Origin of the sequence: Actibacterium lipolyticum, from assembly GCF_900184935.1 — a bacterium.
GTDB classification, from domain to species: Bacteria; Pseudomonadota; Alphaproteobacteria; order Rhodobacterales; family Rhodobacteraceae; genus Actibacterium_A; species Actibacterium_A lipolyticum.
Window position 1 is genome coordinate 25185 of the sequence record NZ_FXYE01000001.1, and the last position, 22583, is coordinate 47767.

22 protein-coding genes are annotated in these 22583 nt (G+C 59.4%); 2 read left to right on the top strand and 20 right to left on the bottom strand.

The genetic code is table 11. The features are described 5' to 3' along the window. Window positions 1–19: 19 nt before the first annotated feature. Together COL8621_RS00125 and COL8621_RS00130 are read left to right on the top strand one after the other, a co-directional pair. Window positions 20–481 carry a putative pterin-binding protein gene (locus COL8621_RS00125; protein WP_235823648.1) on the top strand — a complete coding sequence of 154 codons (462 nt, stop codon included), beginning with the start codon at window positions 20–22 and terminating at the stop codon, window positions 479–481. Window positions 482–585: 104 nt separating this feature from the next. Continuing rightward, window positions 586–3120: a hybrid sensor histidine kinase/response regulator gene (locus COL8621_RS00130; protein WP_093965062.1), complete on the top strand. Its 2535-nt coding sequence runs from the start codon at window positions 586–588 to the stop codon at window positions 3118–3120. Window positions 3121–3125: 5 nt separating this feature from the next. Here COL8621_RS00130 and hypE read toward each other — a convergent pair whose 3' ends face one another. The 20 genes from hypE to COL8621_RS00230 all read right to left on the bottom strand — a co-directional run bounded on the left by hypE (window position 3126) and on the right by COL8621_RS00230 (window position 22479). Next, window positions 3126–4169 (bottom strand): hydrogenase expression/formation protein HypE, encoded by a 1044-nt coding sequence (gene hypE / locus COL8621_RS00135; RefSeq protein WP_093965065.1) that lies wholly within the window; start codon window positions 4167–4169, stop codon window positions 3126–3128. Continuing rightward, window positions 4166–5311 (bottom strand): hydrogenase formation protein HypD, encoded by a 1146-nt coding sequence (gene hypD, locus COL8621_RS00140; protein WP_093965068.1) that lies wholly within the window; start codon window positions 5309–5311, stop codon window positions 4166–4168. The genes hypE and hypD overlap by 4 nt, the downstream gene beginning before the upstream one ends. Beyond that, window positions 5308–5598: a HypC/HybG/HupF family hydrogenase formation chaperone gene (locus COL8621_RS00145; RefSeq protein ID WP_093965070.1), complete on the bottom strand. Its 291-nt coding sequence runs from the start codon at window positions 5596–5598 to the stop codon at window positions 5308–5310. Before COL8621_RS00145 ends, hypD begins: the two co-directional genes overlap by 4 nt. A gap of 2 nt (window positions 5599–5600) precedes the next feature. Further along, window positions 5601–7085 (bottom strand): sigma-54-dependent transcriptional regulator, encoded by a 1485-nt coding sequence (locus tag COL8621_RS00150; protein WP_093965073.1) that lies wholly within the window; start codon window positions 7083–7085, stop codon window positions 5601–5603. 2 nt (window positions 7086–7087) lie between these two features. Then, on the bottom strand, window positions 7088–7903 hold the full coding sequence (gene hypB / locus COL8621_RS00155) for a hydrogenase nickel incorporation protein HypB (protein ID WP_093965076.1): 816 nt from the start codon (window positions 7901–7903) through the stop codon (window positions 7088–7090). After that, complete coding sequence (gene hypA, locus COL8621_RS00160; RefSeq protein ID WP_093965078.1) at window positions 7903–8244, bottom strand: hydrogenase maturation nickel metallochaperone HypA; 342 nt, start codon at window positions 8242–8244, stop codon at window positions 7903–7905. The genes hypB and hypA overlap by 1 nt, the downstream gene beginning before the upstream one ends. Continuing rightward, on the bottom strand, window positions 8237–9142 hold the full coding sequence (locus COL8621_RS00165; RefSeq protein WP_235823649.1) for a hydrogenase expression/formation protein HupK: 906 nt from the start codon (window positions 9140–9142) through the stop codon (window positions 8237–8239). The genes hypA and COL8621_RS00165 overlap by 8 nt, the downstream gene beginning before the upstream one ends. A gap of 3 nt (window positions 9143–9145) precedes the next feature. Continuing rightward, complete coding sequence (locus COL8621_RS00170; RefSeq protein ID WP_093965081.1) at window positions 9146–9952, bottom strand: [NiFe]-hydrogenase assembly chaperone HybE; 807 nt, start codon at window positions 9950–9952, stop codon at window positions 9146–9148. After that, entirely contained in the window at window positions 9949–10788 is an 840-nt protein-coding gene (locus tag COL8621_RS00175) for a hydrogenase expression/formation protein (RefSeq protein ID WP_093965084.1), read from the bottom strand. Before COL8621_RS00175 ends, COL8621_RS00170 begins: the two co-directional genes overlap by 4 nt. A gap of 11 nt (window positions 10789–10799) precedes the next feature. Further along, window positions 10800–11177, bottom strand: coding sequence for a thioredoxin domain-containing protein (locus COL8621_RS00180; protein ID WP_093965085.1), 378 nt, complete (start codon window positions 11175–11177; stop codon window positions 10800–10802). A gap of 12 nt (window positions 11178–11189) precedes the next feature. Beyond that, window positions 11190–11510: a HypC/HybG/HupF family hydrogenase formation chaperone gene (locus COL8621_RS00185; RefSeq protein WP_093965086.1), complete on the bottom strand. Its 321-nt coding sequence runs from the start codon at window positions 11508–11510 to the stop codon at window positions 11190–11192. Window positions 11511–11514: 4 nt separating this feature from the next. After that, complete coding sequence (locus COL8621_RS00190) at window positions 11515–12123, bottom strand: HyaD/HybD family hydrogenase maturation endopeptidase (protein ID WP_093965089.1); 609 nt, start codon at window positions 12121–12123, stop codon at window positions 11515–11517. 281 nt (window positions 12124–12404) lie between these two features. After that, window positions 12405–13151: a Ni/Fe-hydrogenase, b-type cytochrome subunit gene (cybH, locus tag COL8621_RS00195; RefSeq protein ID WP_093965091.1), complete on the bottom strand. Its 747-nt coding sequence runs from the start codon at window positions 13149–13151 to the stop codon at window positions 12405–12407. Window positions 13152–13163: 12 nt separating this feature from the next. Next, window positions 13164–13370: a hypothetical protein gene (locus tag COL8621_RS00200; protein ID WP_093965094.1), complete on the bottom strand. Its 207-nt coding sequence runs from the start codon at window positions 13368–13370 to the stop codon at window positions 13164–13166. A gap of 13 nt (window positions 13371–13383) precedes the next feature. After that, window positions 13384–15174, bottom strand: a complete 1791-nt coding sequence (locus tag COL8621_RS00205) for a nickel-dependent hydrogenase large subunit (protein ID WP_093965096.1) — start codon at window positions 15172–15174, stop codon at window positions 13384–13386. A 3-nt stretch (window positions 15175–15177) separates the two neighbouring features. Continuing rightward, window positions 15178–16266, bottom strand: a complete 1089-nt coding sequence (locus COL8621_RS00210) for a hydrogenase small subunit (RefSeq protein ID WP_093965099.1) — start codon at window positions 16264–16266, stop codon at window positions 15178–15180. A 207-nt stretch (window positions 16267–16473) separates the two neighbouring features. Beyond that, window positions 16474–18723 (bottom strand): carbamoyltransferase HypF, encoded by a 2250-nt coding sequence (gene hypF / locus COL8621_RS00215; RefSeq protein WP_093965102.1) that lies wholly within the window; start codon window positions 18721–18723, stop codon window positions 16474–16476. Next, window positions 18723–20156 carry a nickel-dependent hydrogenase large subunit gene (locus COL8621_RS00220; protein ID WP_093965105.1) on the bottom strand — a complete coding sequence of 478 codons (1434 nt, stop codon included), beginning with the start codon at window positions 20154–20156 and terminating at the stop codon, window positions 18723–18725. The genes hypF and COL8621_RS00220 overlap by 1 nt, the downstream gene beginning before the upstream one ends. Next, window positions 20153–21148: an NADH-quinone oxidoreductase subunit B family protein gene (locus COL8621_RS00225; protein WP_093965107.1), complete on the bottom strand. Its 996-nt coding sequence runs from the start codon at window positions 21146–21148 to the stop codon at window positions 20153–20155. Before COL8621_RS00225 ends, COL8621_RS00220 begins: the two co-directional genes overlap by 4 nt. Then, window positions 21145–22479: a sensor histidine kinase gene (locus COL8621_RS00230; RefSeq protein ID WP_235823651.1), complete on the bottom strand. Its 1335-nt coding sequence runs from the start codon at window positions 22477–22479 to the stop codon at window positions 21145–21147. The genes COL8621_RS00225 and COL8621_RS00230 overlap by 4 nt, the downstream gene beginning before the upstream one ends. Window positions 22480–22583: the final 104 nt, after the last annotated feature.

Sequence of the window (22583 nt, forward strand, 5' to 3'; positions counted from 1 at the left end):
TTTTGCGGCAGGACTGCTTATGGCAGTCATCTTGATGGTGGATCGGACTTATGCCGAAACAACTCAGGACACTGACAAGGAAATAATCCTTACTGTCTCAGGCGACGTTGAAGGCCATTTGTTCGATTTGGCTGACCTAGAAGCGATGGCGCAGACTACAATCTCTACCAGCACGATCTGGACCGAAGGCGTACAAGAATTTCAGGGCGTCTTGCTTAAAACGTTTTTGGATTCTCTCGAAGTTACCGAAGGCACGCTTAAGGTGACTGCGATTAACGATTATGCGGTCGAAGTTCCGGTTTCTGACGCTGTCGAAAACGGTCCAATCATTGCTTACATGCACAACGGAAACTATATGCCGGTTCGTGACAAAGGCCCGCTTTGGCTGGTTTATCCCTACGACGCCGATCCCGGCTACCGCGCGGAAATGATTTATGCCCGCAGCATTTGGCAGCTCGATCGGATTGAAATTCAACGTTAGGCTGACTGTGCTAACGATATAACCTCTGTGGCGGACTTCTTTTGCTGGATCCCAAACGCCCACAAATCAATGCGATTTCGCACCTATTGAAGTACAGCGTTGTCATGCTTGCGTTTGCAATGTGTGCGACCACAATCTTTGTGCTCAGCGTAGAGGTGCGAAATAACATTGATGCGTTGGCTGTCGCGAACTCCGACAATATCCAGTGGAACCTGTCCCAGATGGAGGTGGAATTGTATGCCCTGGACGCGGCTGTTTTAAGGGCGGATGCGGAGGCGAGTTCTGACCTTCGTTCCATTCGTAAACGGTTTGATGTTTTTTACAGCCGCGTCGATATCCTGCGAACAAGTCCGCTTTATAAGCGCTTACGTGGGGAGCCTTTGGTGCATGATGCGCTTGAAAGGGTCGGTGACTTTTTCGATCGCAACATCGTTCTGATTGATGGGCCCGACGGCCTTCTTTCCGCTTCGTTGCCAGGCATGACGCAAGAAATCGGTGCCCTGCACGAACCAGTGCGCGCAATCTCCCTCCGCGGGGTCGAGGTTTTCGCGACAGGTGCCGATCTTCAACGGGTGGATGTGGTGAAAACTTTGCGCCACGTCGCCGCGATCACCATTGGCCTTGTTGTGGCCTTGTCGATTCTGATCCTTTTCCTGCTTCGGGTGAATCGCATCAGCCAAGAGCGCGCGACCGAAAACCAAATGACAACGTCCCGCCTAGAGGCGGTTGTTTCTACGTCACTTGATGGGATTGTTGTGATCAATCGCATGGGCCGCGTGCTGGAATTCAACGGGGCGGCAGAGCGTATCTTTGGTTACACAGCGGACGAAGCTGTGGGTGCCAACCTGTCAGAACTGATTGTTCCTGAATCAATGCGCGCTGGCCATGAAAGCGGGATGCAGCGATACCGCGAGACGGGCGAAAAACGCGTCGTCGGCCAAGGTCTTATCCAACTGGATGCGCAGCGCAAAGATGGAACCCTGTTCCCGTCCGAGTTTTCAATCTCGACAGCGCAAAGCAGTTCGGGCGAAATTTTTGTGTCGTTCCTGCGCGATATTTCCGACCGGATTACTGCTGAACAAGAGCTGATGGAGGCGCGCGATAACGCACTGGCCGGTGAAAAAGCCAAGGCAGAACTGTTGGCCGTGATGAGCCATGAAATGCGCACGCCGCTGAATGGTTTGTTGGGAACGATGGAACTGCTTGAAGGGACCGAATTGACGACGCGCCAGCAAGAGTATCTGGAAATCATGGGTACGTCGGGCAAGCTGTTGCTGCACCATGTAAACGACGTTCTTGATATTTCGCGTTTGGATGCGGGCAAGGTCGAAATCCAGCAGGTGCCGTTCGATATGGACAGCTTGCTAGAGGAGATCGTCAACGGGCAGCTTAGTCTTGCTAAGGCGGCGGGAAATACGCTTGAGGCGCAGAACCACTCTGAAAACCTGCACATGGCCATCGGCGATCCGCGTCGGTTGCGCCAGATTCTGTTGAACCTTGTTGGTAACGCGGTGAAGTTCACCCGGAACGGGTCGATCACGATCGAAGTAGAACAACTGCATGACGATGACGTGGTCGAATTCCGCGTGCAGGACACCGGAATTGGCATTGCTGACGAAGATCTAAGCCGGGTTTTCGACGACTTCGTAACACTGGACACGTCTTACGTGCGCGAAACTGGCGGAACGGGGCTTGGCCTTGGCATTTCCCGGCGCATGGCTGCGGCGATGGGCGGCGAAATGGGCGTCGTCAGTGAACTGGGCGAAGGAAGCCTGTTCTGGCTTCGGTTGCCGCTTTCCGTTCCAACCTCGCGGTACGAACGTTCCATGCTCGATAATGTTCCTGATGGGCATGACTCACCCAAAACTAAGACCGCGCGGCCCCTAAGCGTGCTGGTTGTTGAAGACAACCGGATCAACCGAATGGTTGTCCGCGAGATGCTTGAAAAGCAGGGGCACACCGTTTCCGAAGCCCATGATGGCGACGAAGGTGTCGGCGCGGCCATGACCAAGCGGTTCGATCTGATCCTGATGGATATCAGCATGCCGCGGATGGATGGCGTAGAGGCCACCCGCCGCATCCGGAGCAGTGAGGCCTTGTCAAAGGATGTTCCTATCGTTGCGCTTACGGCTCATGCGCTGCCTGATGACATCGCCCGTTTCACCGCAGCCGGTATGGACGATTCGCTTGTGAAACCGATTTCGCAGGGAACGCTTCGGCGTACGATAGACCGGGTCTGTGATAACTATATGGACGCCGGCAACAGCAACTATGAACCATCAGGAGGTGGCATGTCAGGCGGCTTGGATATGGGGCTGTTTCAAGCCCTGCGTAACGACATCGGGCAGGACACGATGGAGACGCTGGTAAAGGCGTTTATTAGCGAAACGGATGATGCAATCGTCAGACTGACCGGTCCTTGGGCTGGTGATGCCGACGACGCAGAACTTATCGCCGCGATCCATAAAACAGCCGGGTCTGCGGCGGTTTTCGGTGCCGTTGATTTAAGTCGCAAACTGCGAGATTTGGAAACCCAAGGCAAAGCTGACGAAAGCGTACAGATGCGTGCCGAACTGGGCGAACTGGCCGGGATTTGGGATGCCGCAAAAAGTGCAGTTATGAACGCAAGCGCGCAGTAATATCGCTAGCAAATTCGCGGCAGCTGCTCTCCGACAAGCATGTCAACCACGCGCGACCCGCCAAAGAGTGTGCGCATCGTCACCAGCCCCGCACGACCTTTACCGACCGTTCCGATGGCAACCGCATCGCGCCCCGCGTCTGTCGCGCGCATAGCGGCGATTGCGGCATCGGCCTGATCCGGCGGAGCGAATAGAACTAGCGTGCCTTCGTTGGCCAAATACAGCGGGTCCAACCCCAAAATTTCGCACATTCCGCGTACTTCTGGGCGCAGGGGAAGGGCGGTTTCGTCAATTTCAATCGCGACCCCAGCCGCGTCTGCGATTTCGTTCAGGGCCGACGCAACGCCGCCGCGTGTGGCATCCCGCGCGGCGCGAATACCGGGGGCGGCCTTAAGCGCCGCTTCGATCAAATGACCCAGCCCCTGACAGTCTGACTGAATATCCGCAGATAGGGCCATATCACCCCGCGCCGCCAAAATGGCCGCGCCGTGATCGCCCAGCACACCGTTCACGATGGCCACATCTCCGGGTCTAACCTGATCCGCCGCCAAATGCCGACCGGCGGGTATGACGCCAACACCCGACGTCGTGACAAACACCTTATCGGCCGACCCTTTGCCAACCACCTTGGTGTCACCGGTTACGATTTGAACGCCTGCCTTGTCTGCCTCGACCTTCATCGAGGCGACGATGCGGCGCAGCAGGGCAACCTCGCACCCTTCTTCGATGATGAACGACGCGGAAAGCCACAGAGGCCGGGCACCGCCGACCACCAGATCGTTCACCGTGCCGCAAACAGCGATCTTGCCGATATCGCCGCCGGGAAATTCCACCGGGGTGACGACAAAGCTGTCGGTGGTAAAGGCAAGCTGCGCACCGGGTTCTGTGATTGCGGGATGGGTCAGGCGGGCCTGATCTTCGTCGCCGGGTGGGGCGAAGACATCGGTGAACACCTCGGTGATCAGGTCGCGCATTGCCTTGCCGCCGCCGCCGTGAGCCAGTGTGACGCGTTCGTCGCGAAGGCGCGTGATGGGTTTGGCCATGTTCATTCTGCGGGCTCCGGGCTGCGTGCGCCGCCGTACTGGTAATACGCGGCACAGGCCCCTTCGGAACTGACCATCAGCGCACCCAACGGCATTTCGGGTGTGCAGCCCGTGCCGAACTGCGGACAGGCGACGGGTTTGATACGCCCAGTCATAACCTGCCCACAGGCGCAGCCATCGGGTTCCTGCACGCTGCGGATTTGCCCGCCGCCATACCCGATCCCGAACTTTTCTTCGGCGTCGAAGGCGGCGTATTTCGGGCGAATGCGCAGGCCACTTGCGTCGATCTCTCCCAGACCGCGCCATTCGAAACTTGGGCGGGCCTCGTACACCTCATCGATTGCGGCGATTGATACAGGGTTGCCGTTGTCGGGCACGATGCGGGCGTATTGGTTTTCGACCTCGGCGCGGCCATCGCGGATTTGTTCCAGCACCATCAGGACGGATTGCAATAGGTCCAACGGTTCAAACCCGGCCACGACGATGGGTTTGCCATAGTCGCGCGCGATGAAGTCATAGGGGTGAATGCCGATCACCATACTCACGTGGCCCGGCCCGACGAACCCGTCCAGCACCATATGCGGATCATCCAGCAGTGCCTTGATGGGCGGGGGCACGGTGATGTGGTTGCAGAAGACGGTGAAGTTGGTCAGCCCCTCGGCCGCGGCCTGTTGGATCGACAAAGCGGTCGACGGCGTGGTGGTTTCAAAGCCAAGGCCGAAGAACACCACCTCGCGATCCGGGTTACGGCGGGCCAGTTCCAGCGCGTCCAATGGGGAATAGACCATCCGAATATCCGCGCCATCCGCCTTTGCCTGCATCAGGGATTTTCGCGTGCCGGGAACCCGCATCGCATCGCCGAAGGTGGTGAAAATCACTTCGGGGCGTTCGGCAAGTTCGACGCATTCGTCAACGCGGCTCATCGGCAGGACGCAGACCGGGCAACCGGGGCCGTGGATGAATTCGATGCCTTCCGGTGTCAGCTTGTCCAGACCGTAGCGAAAGATTGCATGGGTGTGCCCGCCGCAGATTTCCATGATGTGTACGGGTTTTTCACGGGTCGCGCCGATTTCATTGGTAACCTGCGCGATGGCGGCCAATACGCCCTTGGCCGCCTTGGGGTCGCGGAACTCTTCTACGTATTTCATGCCCGTCCCTCCAATGCGGCGTCGCCAGCGGCCATGGCTTCCAGCGTTTCCTGCGCTTCGCCCAAGCCCCGCAGCGCTTCCAGCGTTTTGGCGGCTTCGTCTTCGTCAATGCGGCTCATCGCGAAACCGACGTGGATCAACGCCCATTCCCCGATCAGGCTTTCCAAGGGGCCATCGGCGATGCAGGCGATGTTCACCTCGCGCCGCACGCCCGACACATCAGCCATCGCCATCAGGCGGGCCGGGTCGGTGATTTCGACGATCTGGCCGGGGATACCAAGGCACATGGCTATTCCTCCTCGTTGGAATTGGCTGATTTTCGGGGTGGCGTAACGCCATAGCGTTCAAGCTTGGCCCGCAGGCCAACGCGGCTTAGGCCCAGTTCGGCGGCGGCGCGGCTTTTGTTCCATTTCATGCGGGTCAGTGTTTCGCGCAGGATGCGCATCTCCATCAGCTCGACCCGGTCTTTCAACGTGCCTTCGCTGGCGATGGCATCATCGGCGGATCGGTCGGCACCGGCGTCGGACGGAATGGCCTGAAGGATGTGGCGGGAAATCAGGTCGGGCCCCAGTACGCGATCTTGGGCAAAGATCAGCATCCTAGTCACTTCGTTCTCTAGCTCGCGCAGGTTGCCGGGCCAATCGTACCCTTCCAGAAACTCCAGTGCGGGGTCGTCAATGCCGTGCACCGGCTTCCCATGGGCCGAGGCCGCATCGAACAGCATATGCTGCGCAATCACCGCGATGTCGCCGGGCCGTGCGCGCAGAGGCGGCACGGTAATCTCCGCGACAGAGAAGGCGAAATAAAGGTCACTGCGAAAGCGCCCCTCGGCTACTTCGGTGCGCAGGTCGCGGTGGCTGCCCGTCAGCAACCGAACCGAGGAGTTAAGCGTTTCATGCCCGCCCACCGTTTGATACGCGCCTTCGCGCACCAGCCGCAGCAGGGCGATCTGCATGCGGGGTGACAAGCTGTCGACGCCGTTCAAGAATAGGGTGCCGCGATCTGCCTTTTGCACCAGCCCGATCTTGTTAGTCGCAACGCCGGGCAAAACCCCACGTTTGGCACCGAACAGTTCCACCTCAAGCAATGTCTCGGGCAGGCCGACACAGTTGATTTCGTAAAACGGCCTATCAGAGCGAAGCGAGGTGTAATGCATCGCCCGCGCCATCGCGGTTTTGCCTGTGCCCGCTTCGCCCACCAACAAGGTCGGCACATCGAAGCTGGCGTATTGGCGGGCGGTTTCAACGACGGCGTTCAGCGGTGAATTCGGCGCCCGCAGGACGTTTTCAAAACCCAACCCTTCGCGCAATGCACGGCGGCGTTTTTCGACCTTGGATTCGACCGTGTCGCCCAGGTATCGCATTTCTAGCGACATCCGTTCGTGATCGCGCGACAGCTGGAACAAACGCACCGCATTTCGTGCGGCAAGCAACAGCTGATCAGGGTGCCATGGCTTGGTTAGGAACTGATAGATTCCGGCGTCATTGATCGCGGCGACCATGTCATTGGCTTCGGTATAACCGGTAATGATGATGCGCACGATGTCGGGCCAGCGTTCGCGCACATCGGTCAGGAAGGTGACGCCAGTTTTGCCGGGCATGCGTTGATCGCAAAAGATGACCTGAACATAGTTGTCGTCTAACAACGCCCACGCTTCGTCGGCGTTGCTAGCGGTTAGGCAGTCAAAGTCATCTTCCAGCGCCATCCGCATAGAGGACAGCGAATGCTCTTCATCATCGACCAAAAGGATCGTGGGAAGGGTGGGGGAGGTCATGGTTACTCTGCCGCTTTCACACCGGGTTTCGCGGAAAGGTTTTGGCGCAGCCAGCCGACCCATGCGCCCATCCCTTCGCCGGTGCGGGCGGAAACGCGCAGAACCTCGATGCCGGGGTTCACGCGGCGCAGGTTTTGTTCGTAAAGGTCCAGATCGACATCGCAGTGGGGGGCCAGATCAACCTTGTTCAACAGCGCGATACGGCTGGCAGTGAACATGTCGGGGTACTTTAGCGGTTTATCTTCGCCCTCGGTCACTGAAAGGATCGCGACTTTGCAGTCTTCGCCCAGATCGAACGACGCTGGGCAGACAAGGTTGCCGACGTTTTCGATGAACAACAGGCTGTTTTGCGCAATGCCCAGATGTTCCATCGCGTGGCCAACCATGTGGCCATCAAGGTGGCATCCCTTTCCGGTGTTCACCTGCACCGCCTTGGCCCCCGTGGCACGGATGCGGTCGGCGTCGTTGCTGGTTTGCTGATCCCCTTCGATCACGGCAAGGGGGGTGTCGCCAAGCGCCTCGATCGTTTTGCACAACAGGGTGGTTTTTCCCGAACCGGGCGACGACACAAGGTTCAGCGCAAAAGCGTTCAGCCCGGCCAAGGTGGCGCGGTTGGCATCGGCATAACGATCATTCTTGGCCAGAATACCGGTTTCGATTTCGATCAGCCGCTCTTGGGTCATCCCCGGCACTTCGACGCCGGCGGGGCCATGGCCAAAGTGAATATCGCCATGATGGTGATGATGGTGGTGGTGGCCTTGCGCCCCGTGTCCGTGATCTTCCAGTTTTGCGTCACCGCATCCACAAACCGTGCACATTACGCCACCTCCATATCTTTGATCCGCATTTCATCGCCGCCTTGGGGCATCAGCTTGCCACCCCCGCAGTCGGGGCAGGGGGACAGTCGGTCGTCGATCTCTACCTCTTTCATACAGTCGTAGCACATCGCCCGACCGGGAAGGTCGATCATCTCTAACTCTGCGCCCTCGGCGGGGCTGCCGCGCATGACCACGTCAAATGCGAAGGCCAGCGCCTTTTTCTCGACCCCGGCGAAACGCCCGATTTCGACCCTAAGTCGGCTGACGCGCGCGAAATCATGCGTGCGGGCCTGATCTTCGATTACTGTCCTGATGCCTTCGCAAAGCGACATTTCATGCATTCGCAACCTCCCGCAGCTCTACGGGGCTGCACGGGTCAAGGATATCGAGCATCAGCGGGGCAAGGCCATGGTTTTCTGGTCGCAAGGATGACAGCGATTGCGCAAGGATGCCGTGCGGGGCCAGTAGGTGATCGGTTGGCGTTATCCGGCGAAACGCGGTGACATTCCCGCCCGAGGTCGCGGCCGAGACCGCATAGGCCCCGCGCGCGGCTGTAACAATGGCGCGGCCCTGCGATGGGCGGACAGCGGGGGGAAGGGACCCGCCGATACACGCCGCAATATCATAGAGCCGCGCCGTCGCGCGCCAAAGTGGCCCACGCCCCAGCGTGTCCTCTATGGCTTGCATAACGGGATGTTCGCGATGGCGCGCCGCGACGGAATTTTCACAGGCATCTTTGCGAAATGCCGTGTCGTCGGTGACAGGGGGCAAAATATTCGTCGCAGCCTCATGCGGTGCAAAGGCAGATCGGATGTGGCGCAGGGCGCTTGCCGCGGGAGTGTCGCCCCGTAGAAAGGCGGCGAAATCGTGGGACGTTTCCGGTGGGGTGTCGGCGCCAAATACAGCGTGGGCCAGGTCGTTTCCGCCTTCTGCCCACCCCTGAGGAAGGGCGCGCGCTGTGCCGCCAAAGAAGCTTGGCCAGGTGATATAGAGCCGCATTAGATGGTCGCGCAGGATCTCTATGCGCAAATCCGACAACAGCCGCAGGTCAAAGGGTCGACCGAACGCCATATGGACCGCCATGGATTGAGCGCTTTGGCACAGGTTAAAGACCAGCGGCAAAACCTCTATCGCTTTCTCCACCGGTTCACCGATCAACGCATCACCAATCGGCAATGCAGCCCCCACCACCGGAACAAGGCCGGTTGGGTTTGGGGTATGTGGTGGCCGGTCCAGCATGGTTCAGGCCTGTTCCTCGTCCGGTTGGGCAAGGCCGCCGGTGATGACGGCGCGCCGCGTTGGGGTTGGGTCGATTGCCTGGTCGTCTCGCGCTGCCTCGGCTTCGGCAATGGCCTCCAGCTCTGCCTCGCGCGTGGCGCGGATGTCGGCTGATCGGTCCGTTTCAGCCACGTTTCCTTCGTCGAACAGGGCGGCCATCACCGCGCGGGCGACATCGGTTGCCTGCATCTGAGTTTTGAATTCTCCCATAGGCGAAAACAACGAACACGCCTTATAGCCGCCCACCATTTCGCGGGTGTTGTGGATGAATTCATAGGTGCCCGACGGGAAAGTCAGGTCTTCTTTTGCACCGGCGCGCAGGTCTGACCAATCTTCGCCCTTTGCTGGCAGCATGATCAGGTTCATGAACCAAGGAGAGATCAGCACACCCAAGGGGCGCCCTTCGTGCATTTGAAATCCAACAGCTTCGACGTGCAGCATTTTGTTGACCAACGGCACATCACGCATCTTGGCGTGCCAGACCTCGTGAAAGTCGGTGACAAGCTTTGCGGTGCGTTCGTCAATATCGGCGGCCTCTTGGGTGGCGTCGCTGCCGGGGTCGTCTTGTACCAGAAATTGTTCTTTCGGGGCATCGCAGTTGGGGCACGACCAGTCGTCGGGCAGGGCAAAGAACGGGGTGCCGGGGGGTACCTGCCGGTAATCATCGCCATCGGCGGGGTCATAGGGCGTCCAGCAGATTTTGCATTCCATGATCGCGGCCGCGCTGATCTTATCGGTCGCGCCCAGATAGCTGCCTTCGAAGGTGGTCATCGGATCGCCTCCAACACTTCGCGCAGGCGTTCGCCGCTGTCGCTCAGGTCTTCGGTCGCTGCGATGGCGACTTCGGGCATGTCCGTCACTTCGAACGTGTCCAAGATCAGAGTATCCATCGAGTTAAAGAACTGCACCCGCCAGACATGCGGCGTTGCCGTCGCCTGAACGCGGCAGTTGCCATAGCCGCGCGACAGGATGGTCACCGAACCCACCCCCATCACGCTATCCATCCAGACCAAGTCTTCTTCGGTATGGGGAAGGAGGGTCAGGTTCACCACATGCGGCTCTTTTCCGGGGTGGTGCGCGGCAGATTTATCAAACAGCTCGGCGACCAGCGCGGGTGCGTTCACGACGCCGGGCTGGCGAGGTGCCGTTTCGCCCAATGCGGGCGTTTTGGGGTGAAACGCCACGGTCCGTGATTGGGTCGGCACCGGTGCGACCTCTAGCAGGTCGACGCCCGCGCCTTTTAAAACCCAAACGCCGGCAAACACGCTTTCCTGTGCGGCGATGGCCGGGATCGACAGAATTTTTACCGCGACTTCCCCTTCGCCCATGGTTTCGGCAATCAACGCGCGGTTCGCTTGGTCAAGCGTGGCAAGGTCGAAGGACGCGACCGTACCGGTCTTGGCGGCCTCGTCACAGGCATCGGCGACGTCAGCCAGCAGGGTCAGCGCGGGCGTCAGCGGCTCCAGATCATCGACATAGGGCGTGTGGGCCGAATAGGTGCGCATGTCTCGCGGCAATGGCATGTATTCCAGCTCTTTGCCGTCTTCGTCTGTGGGTTGCGATCCGGGGCCGTATCCGGTGGGCGGAAGGTGAAAATTGCTGGCCATGGAAGCCTCCGTTAAGCGACTGCTGGTGTGGCAAGGATTTGCATGATGCGGGCCATGTATTCATCCCAATCACGCACTTTGGGGATCGCGCCGATCTGGGAGCCCTCGCGATAGAAAATCAGGCTGGGTGTTTTCCAGACGCCAGCGGATTCGCGCAACGCGGCCTCGGCGCTGTCTTGCACCACGGCACAGTCGAACTGGCCCTGAAACGTCATCTTCAGCTCGGGCAGGATGACGGCCACATCGTTGGTTTCCAGGTTCCGCTTTGCGTCACCGGGGACGAAAAGCACGTGAACGCCGGGGCGGTTGATGAATTCGGCGATGTCGCTGGCGTTGCCAAGACTGGGCCAGCCCATTTCGGATGACAGTCGTTCAATCAGATAGGACATGTGGGTTCCCCTTCACGCCGTTGTTTTGCCTTGGTCCGCTGCCGCCTGAAGGTGCGGCGGAAGCTGTGGACCTGTTTCTTCTAGGTCGGCGAAGGCCGCGCCCAAATCGCCCCCCGCCATAAGCGCGCGCAGACCATCCAGCGCGGCCGCGATTTTTGCCGCTTGATCCGCTGAAATCACCTCTCGGGCGCTGCCGAGGAACGTTAGAATCCAATCCCCGACTTGGGCGTCTGGTGTCAGCGACAAGTCGATCAACGTGGTTTCCTGCCCGTCCAACGCATGGGCCGCGATCCCGTTGATCGCCGTGATTTGCATCGGGATGCCTACGCACATCTGGCTAAACCTCGGTCGGGAAAAAGCGGTCATCGCCGGTGCGACAAGCCTGTTCTTCAGAGGGGCGACCGTTTTCATAAGCGTCACGCATGATGGAGGCATCGGCCAGATCAGCGGCGGCGGCTTTGCCGGGGCGGGCGGTGATGCCCCAATCGGCAAGGCGTTTCAGCGCGATTTCGATAGCGGGGTCAATTTGTGCCGCAACAGCATCGCGCAGCCCTCCGCCATAATCCTCAAGTTCGACCGGCTGGCAGCCGATCAACAGCAGGGTGGGCGGGCATTGTTCCATCAGTTGCGCGGTGGCGATGACATCCTGAAACCCGGTCTGGTGCAGGCTCATCTTCTTCGCGCCCATAAAGGCGGGCACCTCATCCCCTTCGACGACCTTCATTGTGCCGGGGGCAAGGCCGTAATCGACCGCGTCGAAGACAACCAGAATTTCAGCGTCTTCTAGGAAGGGGAGCAGGTACAGCCCCTGCGTGCCGCCATCCAGCAGCTTTACATTGTCGTCAAATGCCCAAGTTTCAGCCAGCCGTTCGATACAGCGCACGCCAAAGCCTTCGTCAGCCCACAGCACATTTCCAATGCCAAGGATCAGCGTATTCGGTGCCATGTTCCCCCCTCTGTTCGATGCCATTTCCCACCGGAACCCTCCCTTCCGATGTGGCAGTAAACTGACAATAAGCCTTTTGTGGTCGCCGATAAGCATTCTTCCAAAAACTTGGAAGTCTTAGTTAAGTATCTTATAATAAAGACTAATAATTAGATTTTGCGAAACCTTTGCCTTGAGCGATGGAAGCATATTGTCCGAATTTGTCGACAACTGATAAGCAAGCTTTCACAAGAAAAAGGCGGACAATGATGCCCGCCTTTCCACCTGCGATTTGACCCGCCTCAGTCTGGGTCGTCGTCCTTGAACGTCCGGTAGCCCGAGATCATGGTCGAAACGATGGACTGTCGGCTCATGATGTCTTCGCGAATGGCCACATAGATGTGGATGATCATGAAGATGATGATCCACCACATGCCAAGATGATGAATGGTGTGCAGCATCATTGAATTGCCACCGACGGCCGGGATGACCCATCCGAACATCAGATCCGCCCAACTGCCTTGGCCCAAACCTTCGCTGTAAAGCGCAAGGCCCGTCACGATCATGAACGCCACGCCAAGCGTGATGAAGCAGAACATAGCAAGCTGAGCCAGCGGGTTGTGACCCACGTATTTCTTGGGCTGCTTTTCAAGGAACAGATACCAGCGGACCTCGAAAAACACTTCTTTCCACCACTCGACCTTGAAGATCGGCAGATAGAACATCTGCCGTGCGTGGTGGTTGCCGAAGATGGCCCAATAAGCGCGGCCCAAAAAGCCCACGGTCATGATCAGCCCTGCCGCAAAATGTGCAAAGCGGATATAGCCGAACACAAATTGATAGTTGGCCTCGGCGATCTGCATTGACGGTGGCGGAGAGCCGATGAAATAGCCGGTGATACACAGCACGATGATGGCCGCGGCGTTAATCCAGTGCCAGATGCGGACCGGCGCCTCGTAGACATAAACGCTGGTCTGGCGCGAGGCCGTAGCGATGTCATGTTCATCGGCATGGGCGCCGGACAATGGGGATGGCGTGGTGTCAGTCATCACACCCTCCCATCATTCAAGCCGCAGGATGCGGCGAAGCATGGCGCGGGGGCGGCGATACACGATCACGGCCCCCAAAGCAGCGACAAGGGCAACCACGGCGATGTGGTCGGCTTGGCCCAGCCAATGCGCCTGACCCTGCAGCGCGGCGGCGTCGTGGCCCGGGTGGGCCACCGCCGCGCCTGCGGTCATTGCGTATACGATCAGTGTCTTTTTCATGGTGTGTCCTCCCTCAACGCACTTTGACTTGGGTCAGTTCGTCACCATCCGGCGACATCACGTGGGTAGAGCACGCAAGGCACGGGTCAAAACTGTGCAGGGTGCGCAGAATTTCCACCGGCTCGTCTGGGCGCTCCATCGGGGTGTTCATCAGGCTGGCTTCGAACGCGCCAATATTGCCTTTGGTGTCGCGCGGGCTGCCATTCCAAGTGGTGGGAACAACGCATTGATAGTTTTCGATGCGCCCGTCTTTGATCTTGATCCAGTGCCCCAGCGCACCACGCGGCGCTTCGGTCATGCCGACGCCCTTTGCCTCTTTCGGCCAGGTCTTGGGATCCCACTTTTCGACGTTTGCCGTGGTGCTGTCGCCGTTCTTGATGTTGGTGACCAGCTTGTCGAAGAAATACCGCTGAAGGCGGCCGCAATATTCGCTTTCCAGCGCGCGTGCAGCCGTTCGGCCAAGGGTCGAGAATAGCGCATCCACCGGAAGATCCATCGTGCGCAACAGGCGGTTCACCTGATCGCTGATCTCTTCGTGGCCTTTGGAATACCCGACGATGTAACGGGCCAGCGGGCCGGTTTCCATCGCGTGCCCACGCCAGCGCGGGGCTTTGATCCACGAATATTTCGCGGCCTCGTCCAGCTCCAGAATATTAGTGCGGGTGCCTTTGGCGTTGGGGCCGAGTTCGTAGTTCGGTTCGGTGATGCCATCCCACGGATGCAGGCCCTTGCCGGGTTCGCCGTAAGTGTACCACGAGTGGTCAACGAATTCCTGAACCTGTTCTGGATCGCGCGGGTCAACTTCGTGTACTTCGTCGAGGTTGCCGTTGATGATCGCGCCGCGCGGCAGATGCAGCTGTTCGGGCGAGAAATCGTTCGGGTTCTCTGGGATGTCGCCATAGGCAAGGCACGCTTTGGACGACAGGCCACCACCGTAAAGCCAGTTCTTATAGAACCCACCGATGGCCACGACGTCCGGCAGGTACACGTTCTTATTGAACTCGTGGCACTTGTCGATGATGGAGCTGACAAGGTTCAGCCGCTCCATGTTGATTGCGCCGACGGAACCGACGCCATCCATGTTGATGGGGCAGGGAACGCCACCAACCAGCCAGTTCGGATGCGGGTTCTTACCGCCAAAGATCGTGTGAACTTTCACGATCTCTTTTTGCAGGTCCAGCGCTTCCAGATAATGGGTCGTGGCCATCAAATCCGCCTCGGGCGGCAGTTTATAGGCGGGGTTGTCCCAGTATCCGTTTTTGAACAGGCCCAGTTGACCGGATTCGACAAATTTCTTTAGCCGGTTTTGCACATCGCGGAAATATCCGGGCGATGACATCGGATGGCTGGGCGATACGGATTGTTGCAGTTCGCTTGTCGCCTTTGGGTCCGCCTTCAGCGCGTTGATCGGGTTCACCCAATCCAGCGCGTGCAGGTGATAGAAATGCACAACGTGGTCGTGGATTTCCAAGTTCAGCTGCATGATGTTGCGGATGGAGTTCGCGTTGTCCGGGATCATGATCCCCAGCGCATCCTCAACCGCACGAACAGAGGTCAGCGCGTGCGTTCCCGTGCAAACACCACAAATCCGTTCGGTAAAGGCCCAAGCGTCGCGTGGGTCGCGACCCTTCAGGATCACCTCTAGCCCGCGCCACATGGTGCCGGTGGACACAGCGTTGCGGATGACGCCCTGTTCATCCACGTTCACTTCGCAACGCATGTGCCCTTCGATCCGGGTGACCGGGTCAACGACGATACGGCGGCCGGTATTGTCGAGGTCAAAGCCGTTTGGCGTTAACGTCATGGCTTATGCCTCCTCTTTCTTGGATTGGGTTTTCTTCTGGGCCGATTTCAGCGCGCTGATGGCCGCATGGGCGGCAACGCCTGCGCCAACGACACCGGCGGCACCAAGGCCAACCTTGTCAGCGTTCGCTTCAACACCGAACTGAGTCAGGTCGGTCACGCGGTCATAAAAGCTGCCTTGATCCCAGAACCCATCTTCGGAACAGCCGATACAGCCGTGGCCCGATTGAATGGGAAAACTGACGCCTTCGTTCCAACGCACGGTCGAACAGGCGTTGTATGTGGTCGGGCCCTTGCAGCCCATTTTGTATAGGCAGTAACCCTTTTTCGCGTTCTCATCGTCCCATTCTTCGACGAACTGGCCAGCGTCGAAATGCGGGCGGCGATAGCATTTGTCGTGGATGCGCTGGCTGTAAAACATTTGCGGACGACCTTGGCGGTCAAGCTCGGGCATTTTGTCGAAGGTCAGCATATAGGTGATGACGCCGGTCATAACTTCGGCGATCGGCGGGCAGCCGGGCACCTTGATGATCGGTTTGTCGGTGATGACTTTGTGCACCGGCGTGGCGCGGGTTGGGTTCGGCTTGGCGGCCTGCACACAGCCATAAGACGCGCAGGCACCCCAGCTGATCACCGCCTTGGCGTGCTTTGCCGCGTGGTGCAGCTGATCGACGAACGGCTTGCCGCCAACGATGCAATACATGCCGTCTTCGTTCAGGGGCGGGTTCCCCTCAACCGCGAGGATGTAGTTGCCTTTGTATTTCTCAATCGTTTCTTCCAGCGCGGCTTCGGCCTGATGGCCAGCGGCAGCCATCAGCGTGTCGTCGTAATCAAGGCTGATCATCGACAGAACCACGTCTTTCGCCAGCGGGTGTGCCGACCGGATGAAGCTTTCGGAACAACAGGTGCATTCCAGCCCGTGAACCCAGATCACGGGTGTACGCGGCTTCGTTTCCATGGCGTGCGCGATTTTCGGTACAAAACTGGGGCCAAGGCCCAATGCAGCAGCGGTAAGTGAGCAATATTTCATGAAGCTGCGGCGGGTGATCCCTTGCCGACGCATGACTTCATAAAAGGTTTCGATGTTTTCCAATGCGTTCCCTCCCTTATCTGGTCCGAATCCGGGCGGAATCGGGGCCTCAGTTAAGGTGTGCCGTTGTATGCGGCGCGGCGGAAAGGGAATGTACGGATGAAGCTGAGATCGTGATAATCGCAATTAAAACAGATGTTTGAGCCTGAATTTCACGCGTTTCGTGTGGCGGCAGACGGTGAGGTTCTTATCGGGTTTGAGCGCGGATGGTCATTTGCTTTCCGATTGGCTCAGCGCTTGTGCAGCCGCGACCAATGCCTGACCAAGGGCAAGCCCGCCGTCGTTGGCGGGGGTCTTTTGGTGGATCATGACCGGCACGTCGCCCAGCATGTTGACGGTCAGATCAAGCAAAAGCGCGTTCTGAAAACACCCCCCTGACAGAACCACGGCCTGCGCTGTACCATTGTTGACCAGCCCCAGCGCCTGATCGGCGAAAGCGCGCGCCAGACTGGCGTGAAACCATGCGGCCAACAGGCCCGGCTCTTTGCCCGCGTCCAGTTCATCGAACAGCTGGCGGAACAACGGTGCAGGGTCGATGACCCCGTCGTGAATGCCAAACCCAAAGCCGGGGTGGGATAGGTTGCGCAGCGATTGCGCCTCTAACCACATCGCGGCCTCGCCTTCGAAGGATAGCGCACCATCGAACCCCAGCGCGGCGGCGATGGCATCAAACAACCGACCGGCCGAAGATGACAGCGGCGCGTTCAGACCGGCGGCTGCGGCTTGGCGCATCATTGCCAGCGGTTTGTCTGGGAATAGTTGGTCAGCAAGGTCTCCCATCCCTGCGGCATCAAGCTGTGCCAGCAGGTTCCGCCACGGCTCTTTCTGGGCCATGTCGCCGCCAATGAGCGGGACAGGTTTCAGCCAAGCCGCCCGTTCGACCCCAAGGTAGTCGCCCAGCAAAACCTCGCCACCCCAAACGGTTCCATCGGGGCCAAGGCCCAGCCCGTCCAGCACGATGCCAGCGACCTTGCCGCCATCCAACGGCCAACCGTTTTCGCCAAGGCAGGCGGCCATATGGGCGTGGTGGTGCTGCACCTGAACCAGTGGCAACCCTTTGCTGGCGGCATGCCGCGAGGCGCGGAAATCGGGGTGAAGGTCACAGGCTGCCAACGCAGGCTGGTGATCAAACAGCGCGGCATAATCGGTGTCGGCCTTCAGGAACTCCTCTGATGTCAGGGCATCGTCCAGATCACCAAGATGATGAGACAACAGCGCCTCGTTGTTTTTCAGCAGACAGATGGCGGATTTCATTTGACCGCCATAGGCAACCACCTGCGGCGTATCCTCAAAACCGGGTGGCAGTGGCAGGGTGCCGGGCACGCGGCCCCGCGCCCGGCGCAGTACCATGGGCCCGTGCGGCGTGACGCGTTCCACGCTGTCGTCCAGCCGCCGTTCGATATCGCGGTCATGCATCACGAACGCATCGGCGAAATCGCCCAGCTTTTCGCGCGCCTCTTTGTTTCCGATGACCTGTGGTTCCCCTGACAAGTTGCCCGAGGTCATGACCAACGGCCCGCCAAACGCATCCATCAACAGGTGGTGCATCGGGGTGTAAGGCAGCATCCAGCCAAGGGTGGATTGCCCCGGTGCGACCTCTTCGGGCAATGCGATGCCTGACTTGTTCAACAACACAATTGGGGCGGCTGGATCGCGCAACAGCTTGGCCTCTGCCTTGGAGGGGGCCGCGTATTGGCGGATCATGTTCAGCGTGCCCATCACCGCAAAGGGTTTGGCTGGGCGACGTTTGCGGTGGCGCAACAGCGTTAGCGCGGCTGGGTCCAGCGCATTGCATGCCAGATGAAACCCGCCCAGACCTTTGATCGCTAGGATCTGCCCTTGGGCAAGGCGCGCCACGGCTGCTTCAATGGCATCAGGGGCAGTTTCCCCACCCCCATCCTCTAGCCATAATCGCGGGCCGCAATTGGGGCAAGCAACGGGTTGTGCGTGAAACCGGCGGTCCGCCGGGTTTGCGTATTCAGAGGCACAGGCCGGGCACATCGGGAATGCCGCCATCGACGTCTGCGCCCGATCATAGGGCAAGCCGCGCAGAATGGTGAAACGGGGTCCACAATGTGTGCAGTTGGCAAAGGCATAACCGTGCCGCCGGTCAGCAGCATCGCGGATTTCAGTGGCGCAGGCATCACAGGTCGCCGCATCGGGCGTTACGCGTGTTTCGGCGCCTTTGCCCGCGCTTTGTAGAATCGTGAACCCGACAGGTGGCGTGGAGAATTCATGCGGCTCACTTTCCACCCCTGTCACTTCTGCAAGCGAAGGCGCGTCAGTGCGAAGCGCGGTTTCGAAGGCCTCTAACGCATCGCCGGTCGCAAGGATCAGAACGCCCTGTGGGTCGTTCAAAACCTGACCCTTGATGCCAAGCCGATTGGCCAACTGCCACACGAACGGCCGAAAGCCGACCCCCTGCACCTGACCACGCACGCGAATCCGACGGGCGGGCATCAGTGCACCGTGCAGACCATACAGGGGTCAAAACTGCGCACGATGTGCTGCACTGCGATTGGGGTGTCTTCGCCGGGCAGAACGGGCGCACCCTCTAGCGCGGCTTCGACGGGGCCGGGGATGCCGTGGGCGTCACGCGGGCTAAAGTTCCATGTGGTTGGCGCGATGATTTGATAGCCAGCGATACGGCCATCTTCGATCTTGATCCAATGGCCCAACGCGCCGCGGGCGGCTTCGACCAACCCTTCGCCGATGCCGTTCGTGGGGATCGTAACCGTATCCATAAAGCGGGCGTCGGGGTTTAGGGCCGCGGCCCACTGTTCAAGTTGGATTTGGGTCAGGGCAAGCTCCAGCAGCCGCCCGGCAACACGGGCAAGCACCCCGTTGCCTTGTTTGGCCAACGCGATGGCAAGCGGGTGCCCATCAACGACCTGCCGCGCAAACGCGCCGGTTTCGATGGTCTGGCCCGCCAACCGGGGCGCTTTGCACCAGCTATAGGCGGGGTCGTTCATTTCCTCATCCGGCAGGGTCTGGCCTTTGGCGGGGTGTGCCGCGCTGCCCAGCATCCAAGCGTGCGAAAGGTCTTCGGCAATTGCGTTGGTGTCTAGCGGCTGACGCGCGCCGTTGATCCACAGACCTTGCGCGAAGGCTGGCCCCGCTTGGGATGGGTAAGCCCCGAACGAAAGGTAACGACCGGACCCTGTGCCCATTGTGGCAAGGTCCAGATCGGCGGCGACTTCCATGAACAACCCGGCGTCGCCGCTTGACCATTCTGCCAACGCCGATGGGCTTTGCAGTGCGACAAAGTCCTCTAGCTTGGCATCGAAAAGCACATCTTCCAGATAGCGACGGAAGGCGCGCAGGGTGACCTCGATCCTGATCTTTTCGGTTTCGGTCGGGGCGCGGGTGACGCCGCCGGGCTGAATGGCCAAGGTGTGAGGCCACTTGCCGCCCAAAAGGCCGACAATGTGCAACAGCTTAGCGCGTGCTTCGACCGATTGGCGAATGGCGGAGCCTTCGATCGCGGTGAACCGGCGGATCGCGCGGCTGTGCCAGCTGCGCCCCTCGTAAACTGGGCGGGCGAAATCGGGCATGAAGAACAGGTTGAAATGCGTCAGGTGGTCCGAGATGTTTTCGACGCCGTGCAAGATGGCCGTGGCGATTTCCCCCTGCGGCGTGGGTTTCGCCCCAGCCGCATCAGCCAGCGCGCGCGCGGCTGCGGCTGATTGGCTGATCGAACAGATACCGCAAATACGCGGCGTGATCGTCAGCGCATCGCGCGGGTCTTTGCCCAGCAGCATCTGTTCGAACCCACGGTACAGCGGCGAATTGACATGGGCAGAGGTCACCGCCCCATCAGCCACGTCCAGTTTGATTTCAAGATCGCCCTCGACCCGGTTAAACGGGCCGACAATCAGTTTGCCTTCGGTCATTCTTTCTTACGCCTCAGGCTTGGGGGCACGCGGATGCGGTCTGATACGGCGTTGGTGCCGATCCGTTCCGGTGTGGCCGCCTTTGACAGGGATGCAAGTGCCATAAACCACGCCTTTGGCATGTCAGACGGCAAACCAACTGGAATACCCGCGAATTTCGGGGTTTCGGTAAAGGCGTGTTTTGGTTCTTCGAATTCGGGGGCGGTGCAGTTGATGCAGGGGTATCCGGCACGGGTGCAGCTGCCGCCGCCGTTCCACGGGCGAATGTTGCAATCCCCCACGGCCTGGGTGCCAACGCAGCCCAAGTTTTCCATCATACAGCCCATTTCCGACAGGTTTCGCGCGCTGGCTTTATATTCGTAAAACTCGTTCTTCGGGCAGGCGTGGTGGACCAGATGATCGGCGTAAAACCGGGGGCGGGCAAAGCCATCTATGTCATCGGCCTCCAACTTTCCGCGCGACAGCATCATCAGGGTTTCGGTGACCCAGTTCGGGTGCGTGGGGCAGCCAGCGACATTGATAACGGGCAGGCCCGATTTCGCGCGGAAGGTCGCATCCAGAATCCCGCCAGCGTGCTGACCATCGAATTGAACGCCCACGGCATCGGACGGGTTGCCGCCCGCCGTGGTGACACCGCCGTAGGCGGCGCAGGTGCCAACAGCCACGACGTTATCGGCCAGCGCGGAAAGATCACGCACCCATTCCAGCATGGCGCGGCCCGTGCCCGCCATCATCTGATAACGGCCGGTGCCCCGCGGGCCGGTGGCGATGGCACCTTCGATGCATAGGATATCAAGATGCTCTTCGCCGTTTAGAATGCGGTTCAGGATCGCGCGCACTTCTGCCCCGGTTGCTTGGCTTAGCGAAGGATGCCAGAGGAAATTCAGCCCCTCGCCCGCGAAAAGGTCCATCAGGTTCGGATCTTCGGCACACAGCAGCGACATGGTGCAACCGCCACAGCCCGAAGCCTGCAGCCAAAGGACATTTTTCATGGCGTGGTCCCTTCCAGCGGAAGCTCTAGCCGAAAACAGGCACCGGGGCCGCTGTGTTCACACAGGCGCAGATGACCGCCGTGTTCATGCGCAATCTTGTGAGAGATCGACAGGCCAAGCCCCGTGCCCTTCCCGACATCTTTGGTGGTGAAGAACGGGTCGAAAATGGCGCTGCGTATGGCCTCGGGCACGCCTTCGCCGTTGTCAGAAACCTGCAGGACGGCAATATCGCCCTCTGTGAATAGCTCCACCTTCACGCTCGGTTCGGCTTTCGCGGCAACGGCATCCAGCGCGTTTTGCACAAGGTTCATCACCACCTGCTGAATATGGCCCGGGCGGCCATGGGCCCACAGCTCGTCTGGGCCTTCGACGGGGATGTCAGTGTCACATTTGCTGCCGCGCTTTACCCAACTGGCGGCGACGCGGGCCGTTTCGGCCAGATTAAAGCGCGCGGCCTCTCCGGTGCCTTCTGCCGACAGGCGGCGCAAATCTTCGACAATGTCGCGCACACGTTCCGCCCCGTCGCGCGCGCCATCAATGGCGGCCCTAAGGTTGCGCAGCTCGCGATCTAGTTTCAGGTCGTGGCGCAGGTTTATCAGTTCGTCCCGCGTTGCGCCTGCCTGTACCCTTTCAAAATAGCTTTCGAACCGGTCAGCATATTTTTCCAGCGCGTGCGCGTTGGCGTACACAAAGCTGATCGGGTTGTTCAGCTCATGCGCGACACCCGCCAGCAGCCGACCAAGCGACGCCAGCTTTTCGTTGCGAACAACTTGTGCCTGCGCTTGTTTCAGGGCGACGTGGCTTGCCTCTAGTTCGGTATAGGCGCGGCGCAGTTCGCCCAGTGGGCGCCCGGTTAGAACGGCCCCAATGCTTTTGCCGCGCTGATCCAGCCGGGGTGTGATGCTGACATCAAACGGCGCGCTTCCTTCAACGGTCGCGATCGTCAGTTCCAGCGATGTCTTCGCGCGATTGGACAGAACGTAAGAGATGGCGTTGGAAAGGCGTTCGGCCTCGTCGCTTTCGACGGCTTCCAACACGGTTGCGCCGATGATCTGATCCTTGGGGCGGCCCAGCATCGTTTCGACGGATGCGCTTGCCTCTTCAATTGTGCCGGATCGGTCGACCACGACCAGAATATCGGAAATGGAGGCAAGGACAGACCCCAGAAACTGCCGCAAGGCGCGCAGTTCTTCGTTCTGCTTTTCCAGACGCTCTTGGTAATCGACAAGTTCGGCATAGGTGCGATCAACGGCTTGCAACACGTCCAACCAAACCGCGTTGTCGATCGCGGTTGGGTCAATGTCAGACGGTAAGGCTTGTTTGAAATCCACGCTAACGCTCCTTGCCATGACGATAGCCGCATGGCGTCGGCGGCGAAAGCTGCATTGTTTGGGCCATATTGTTGCAGTTGCAGCATCCATTGCGCCCGAAGTGC

Coding starts and splice junctions, on each gene's coding strand:
- COL8621_RS00125 (WP_235823648.1), top strand. CDS start 20: ATGGCAGTCATCTTGATGGTGGATCGGACTTATGCCGAAACAACTCAG.
- COL8621_RS00130 (WP_093965062.1), top strand. CDS start 586: ATGCTTGCGTTTGCAATGTGTGCGACCACAATCTTTGTGCTCAGCGTA.
- hypE (WP_093965065.1), bottom strand. CDS start 4,169: ATGAACATGGCCAAACCCATCACGCGCCTTCGCGACGAACGCGTCACA.
- hypD (WP_093965068.1), bottom strand. CDS start 5,311: ATGAAATACGTAGAAGAGTTCCGCGACCCCAAGGCGGCCAAGGGCGTA.
- COL8621_RS00145 (WP_093965070.1), bottom strand. CDS start 5,598: ATGTGCCTTGGTATCCCCGGCCAGATCGTCGAAATCACCGACCCGGCC.
- COL8621_RS00150 (WP_093965073.1), bottom strand. CDS start 7,085: ATGACCTCCCCCACCCTTCCCACGATCCTTTTGGTCGATGATGAAGAG.
- hypB (WP_093965076.1), bottom strand. CDS start 7,903: ATGTGCACGGTTTGTGGATGCGGTGACGCAAAACTGGAAGATCACGGA.
- hypA (WP_093965078.1), bottom strand. CDS start 8,244: ATGCATGAAATGTCGCTTTGCGAAGGCATCAGGACAGTAATCGAAGAT.
- COL8621_RS00165 (WP_235823649.1), bottom strand. CDS start 9,142: ATGCTGGACCGGCCACCACATACCCCAAACCCAACCGGCCTTGTTCCG.
- COL8621_RS00170 (WP_093965081.1), bottom strand. CDS start 9,952: ATGACCACCTTCGAAGGCAGCTATCTGGGCGCGACCGATAAGATCAGC.
- COL8621_RS00175 (WP_093965084.1), bottom strand. CDS start 10,788: ATGGCCAGCAATTTTCACCTTCCGCCCACCGGATACGGCCCCGGATCG.
- COL8621_RS00180 (WP_093965085.1), bottom strand. CDS start 11,177: ATGTCCTATCTGATTGAACGACTGTCATCCGAAATGGGCTGGCCCAGT.
- COL8621_RS00185 (WP_093965086.1), bottom strand. CDS start 11,510: ATGTGCGTAGGCATCCCGATGCAAATCACGGCGATCAACGGGATCGCG.
- COL8621_RS00190 (WP_093965089.1), bottom strand. CDS start 12,123: ATGGCACCGAATACGCTGATCCTTGGCATTGGAAATGTGCTGTGGGCT.
- cybH (WP_093965091.1), bottom strand. CDS start 13,151: ATGACTGACACCACGCCATCCCCATTGTCCGGCGCCCATGCCGATGAA.
- COL8621_RS00200 (WP_093965094.1), bottom strand. CDS start 13,370: ATGAAAAAGACACTGATCGTATACGCAATGACCGCAGGCGCGGCGGTG.
- COL8621_RS00205 (WP_093965096.1), bottom strand. CDS start 15,174: ATGACGTTAACGCCAAACGGCTTTGACCTCGACAATACCGGCCGCCGT.
- hypF (WP_093965102.1), bottom strand. CDS start 18,723: ATGCCCGCCCGTCGGATTCGCGTGCGTGGTCAGGTGCAGGGGGTCGGC.
- COL8621_RS00220 (WP_093965105.1), bottom strand. CDS start 20,156: ATGACCGAAGGCAAACTGATTGTCGGCCCGTTTAACCGGGTCGAGGGC.
- COL8621_RS00225 (WP_093965107.1), bottom strand. CDS start 21,148: ATGAAAAATGTCCTTTGGCTGCAGGCTTCGGGCTGTGGCGGTTGCACC.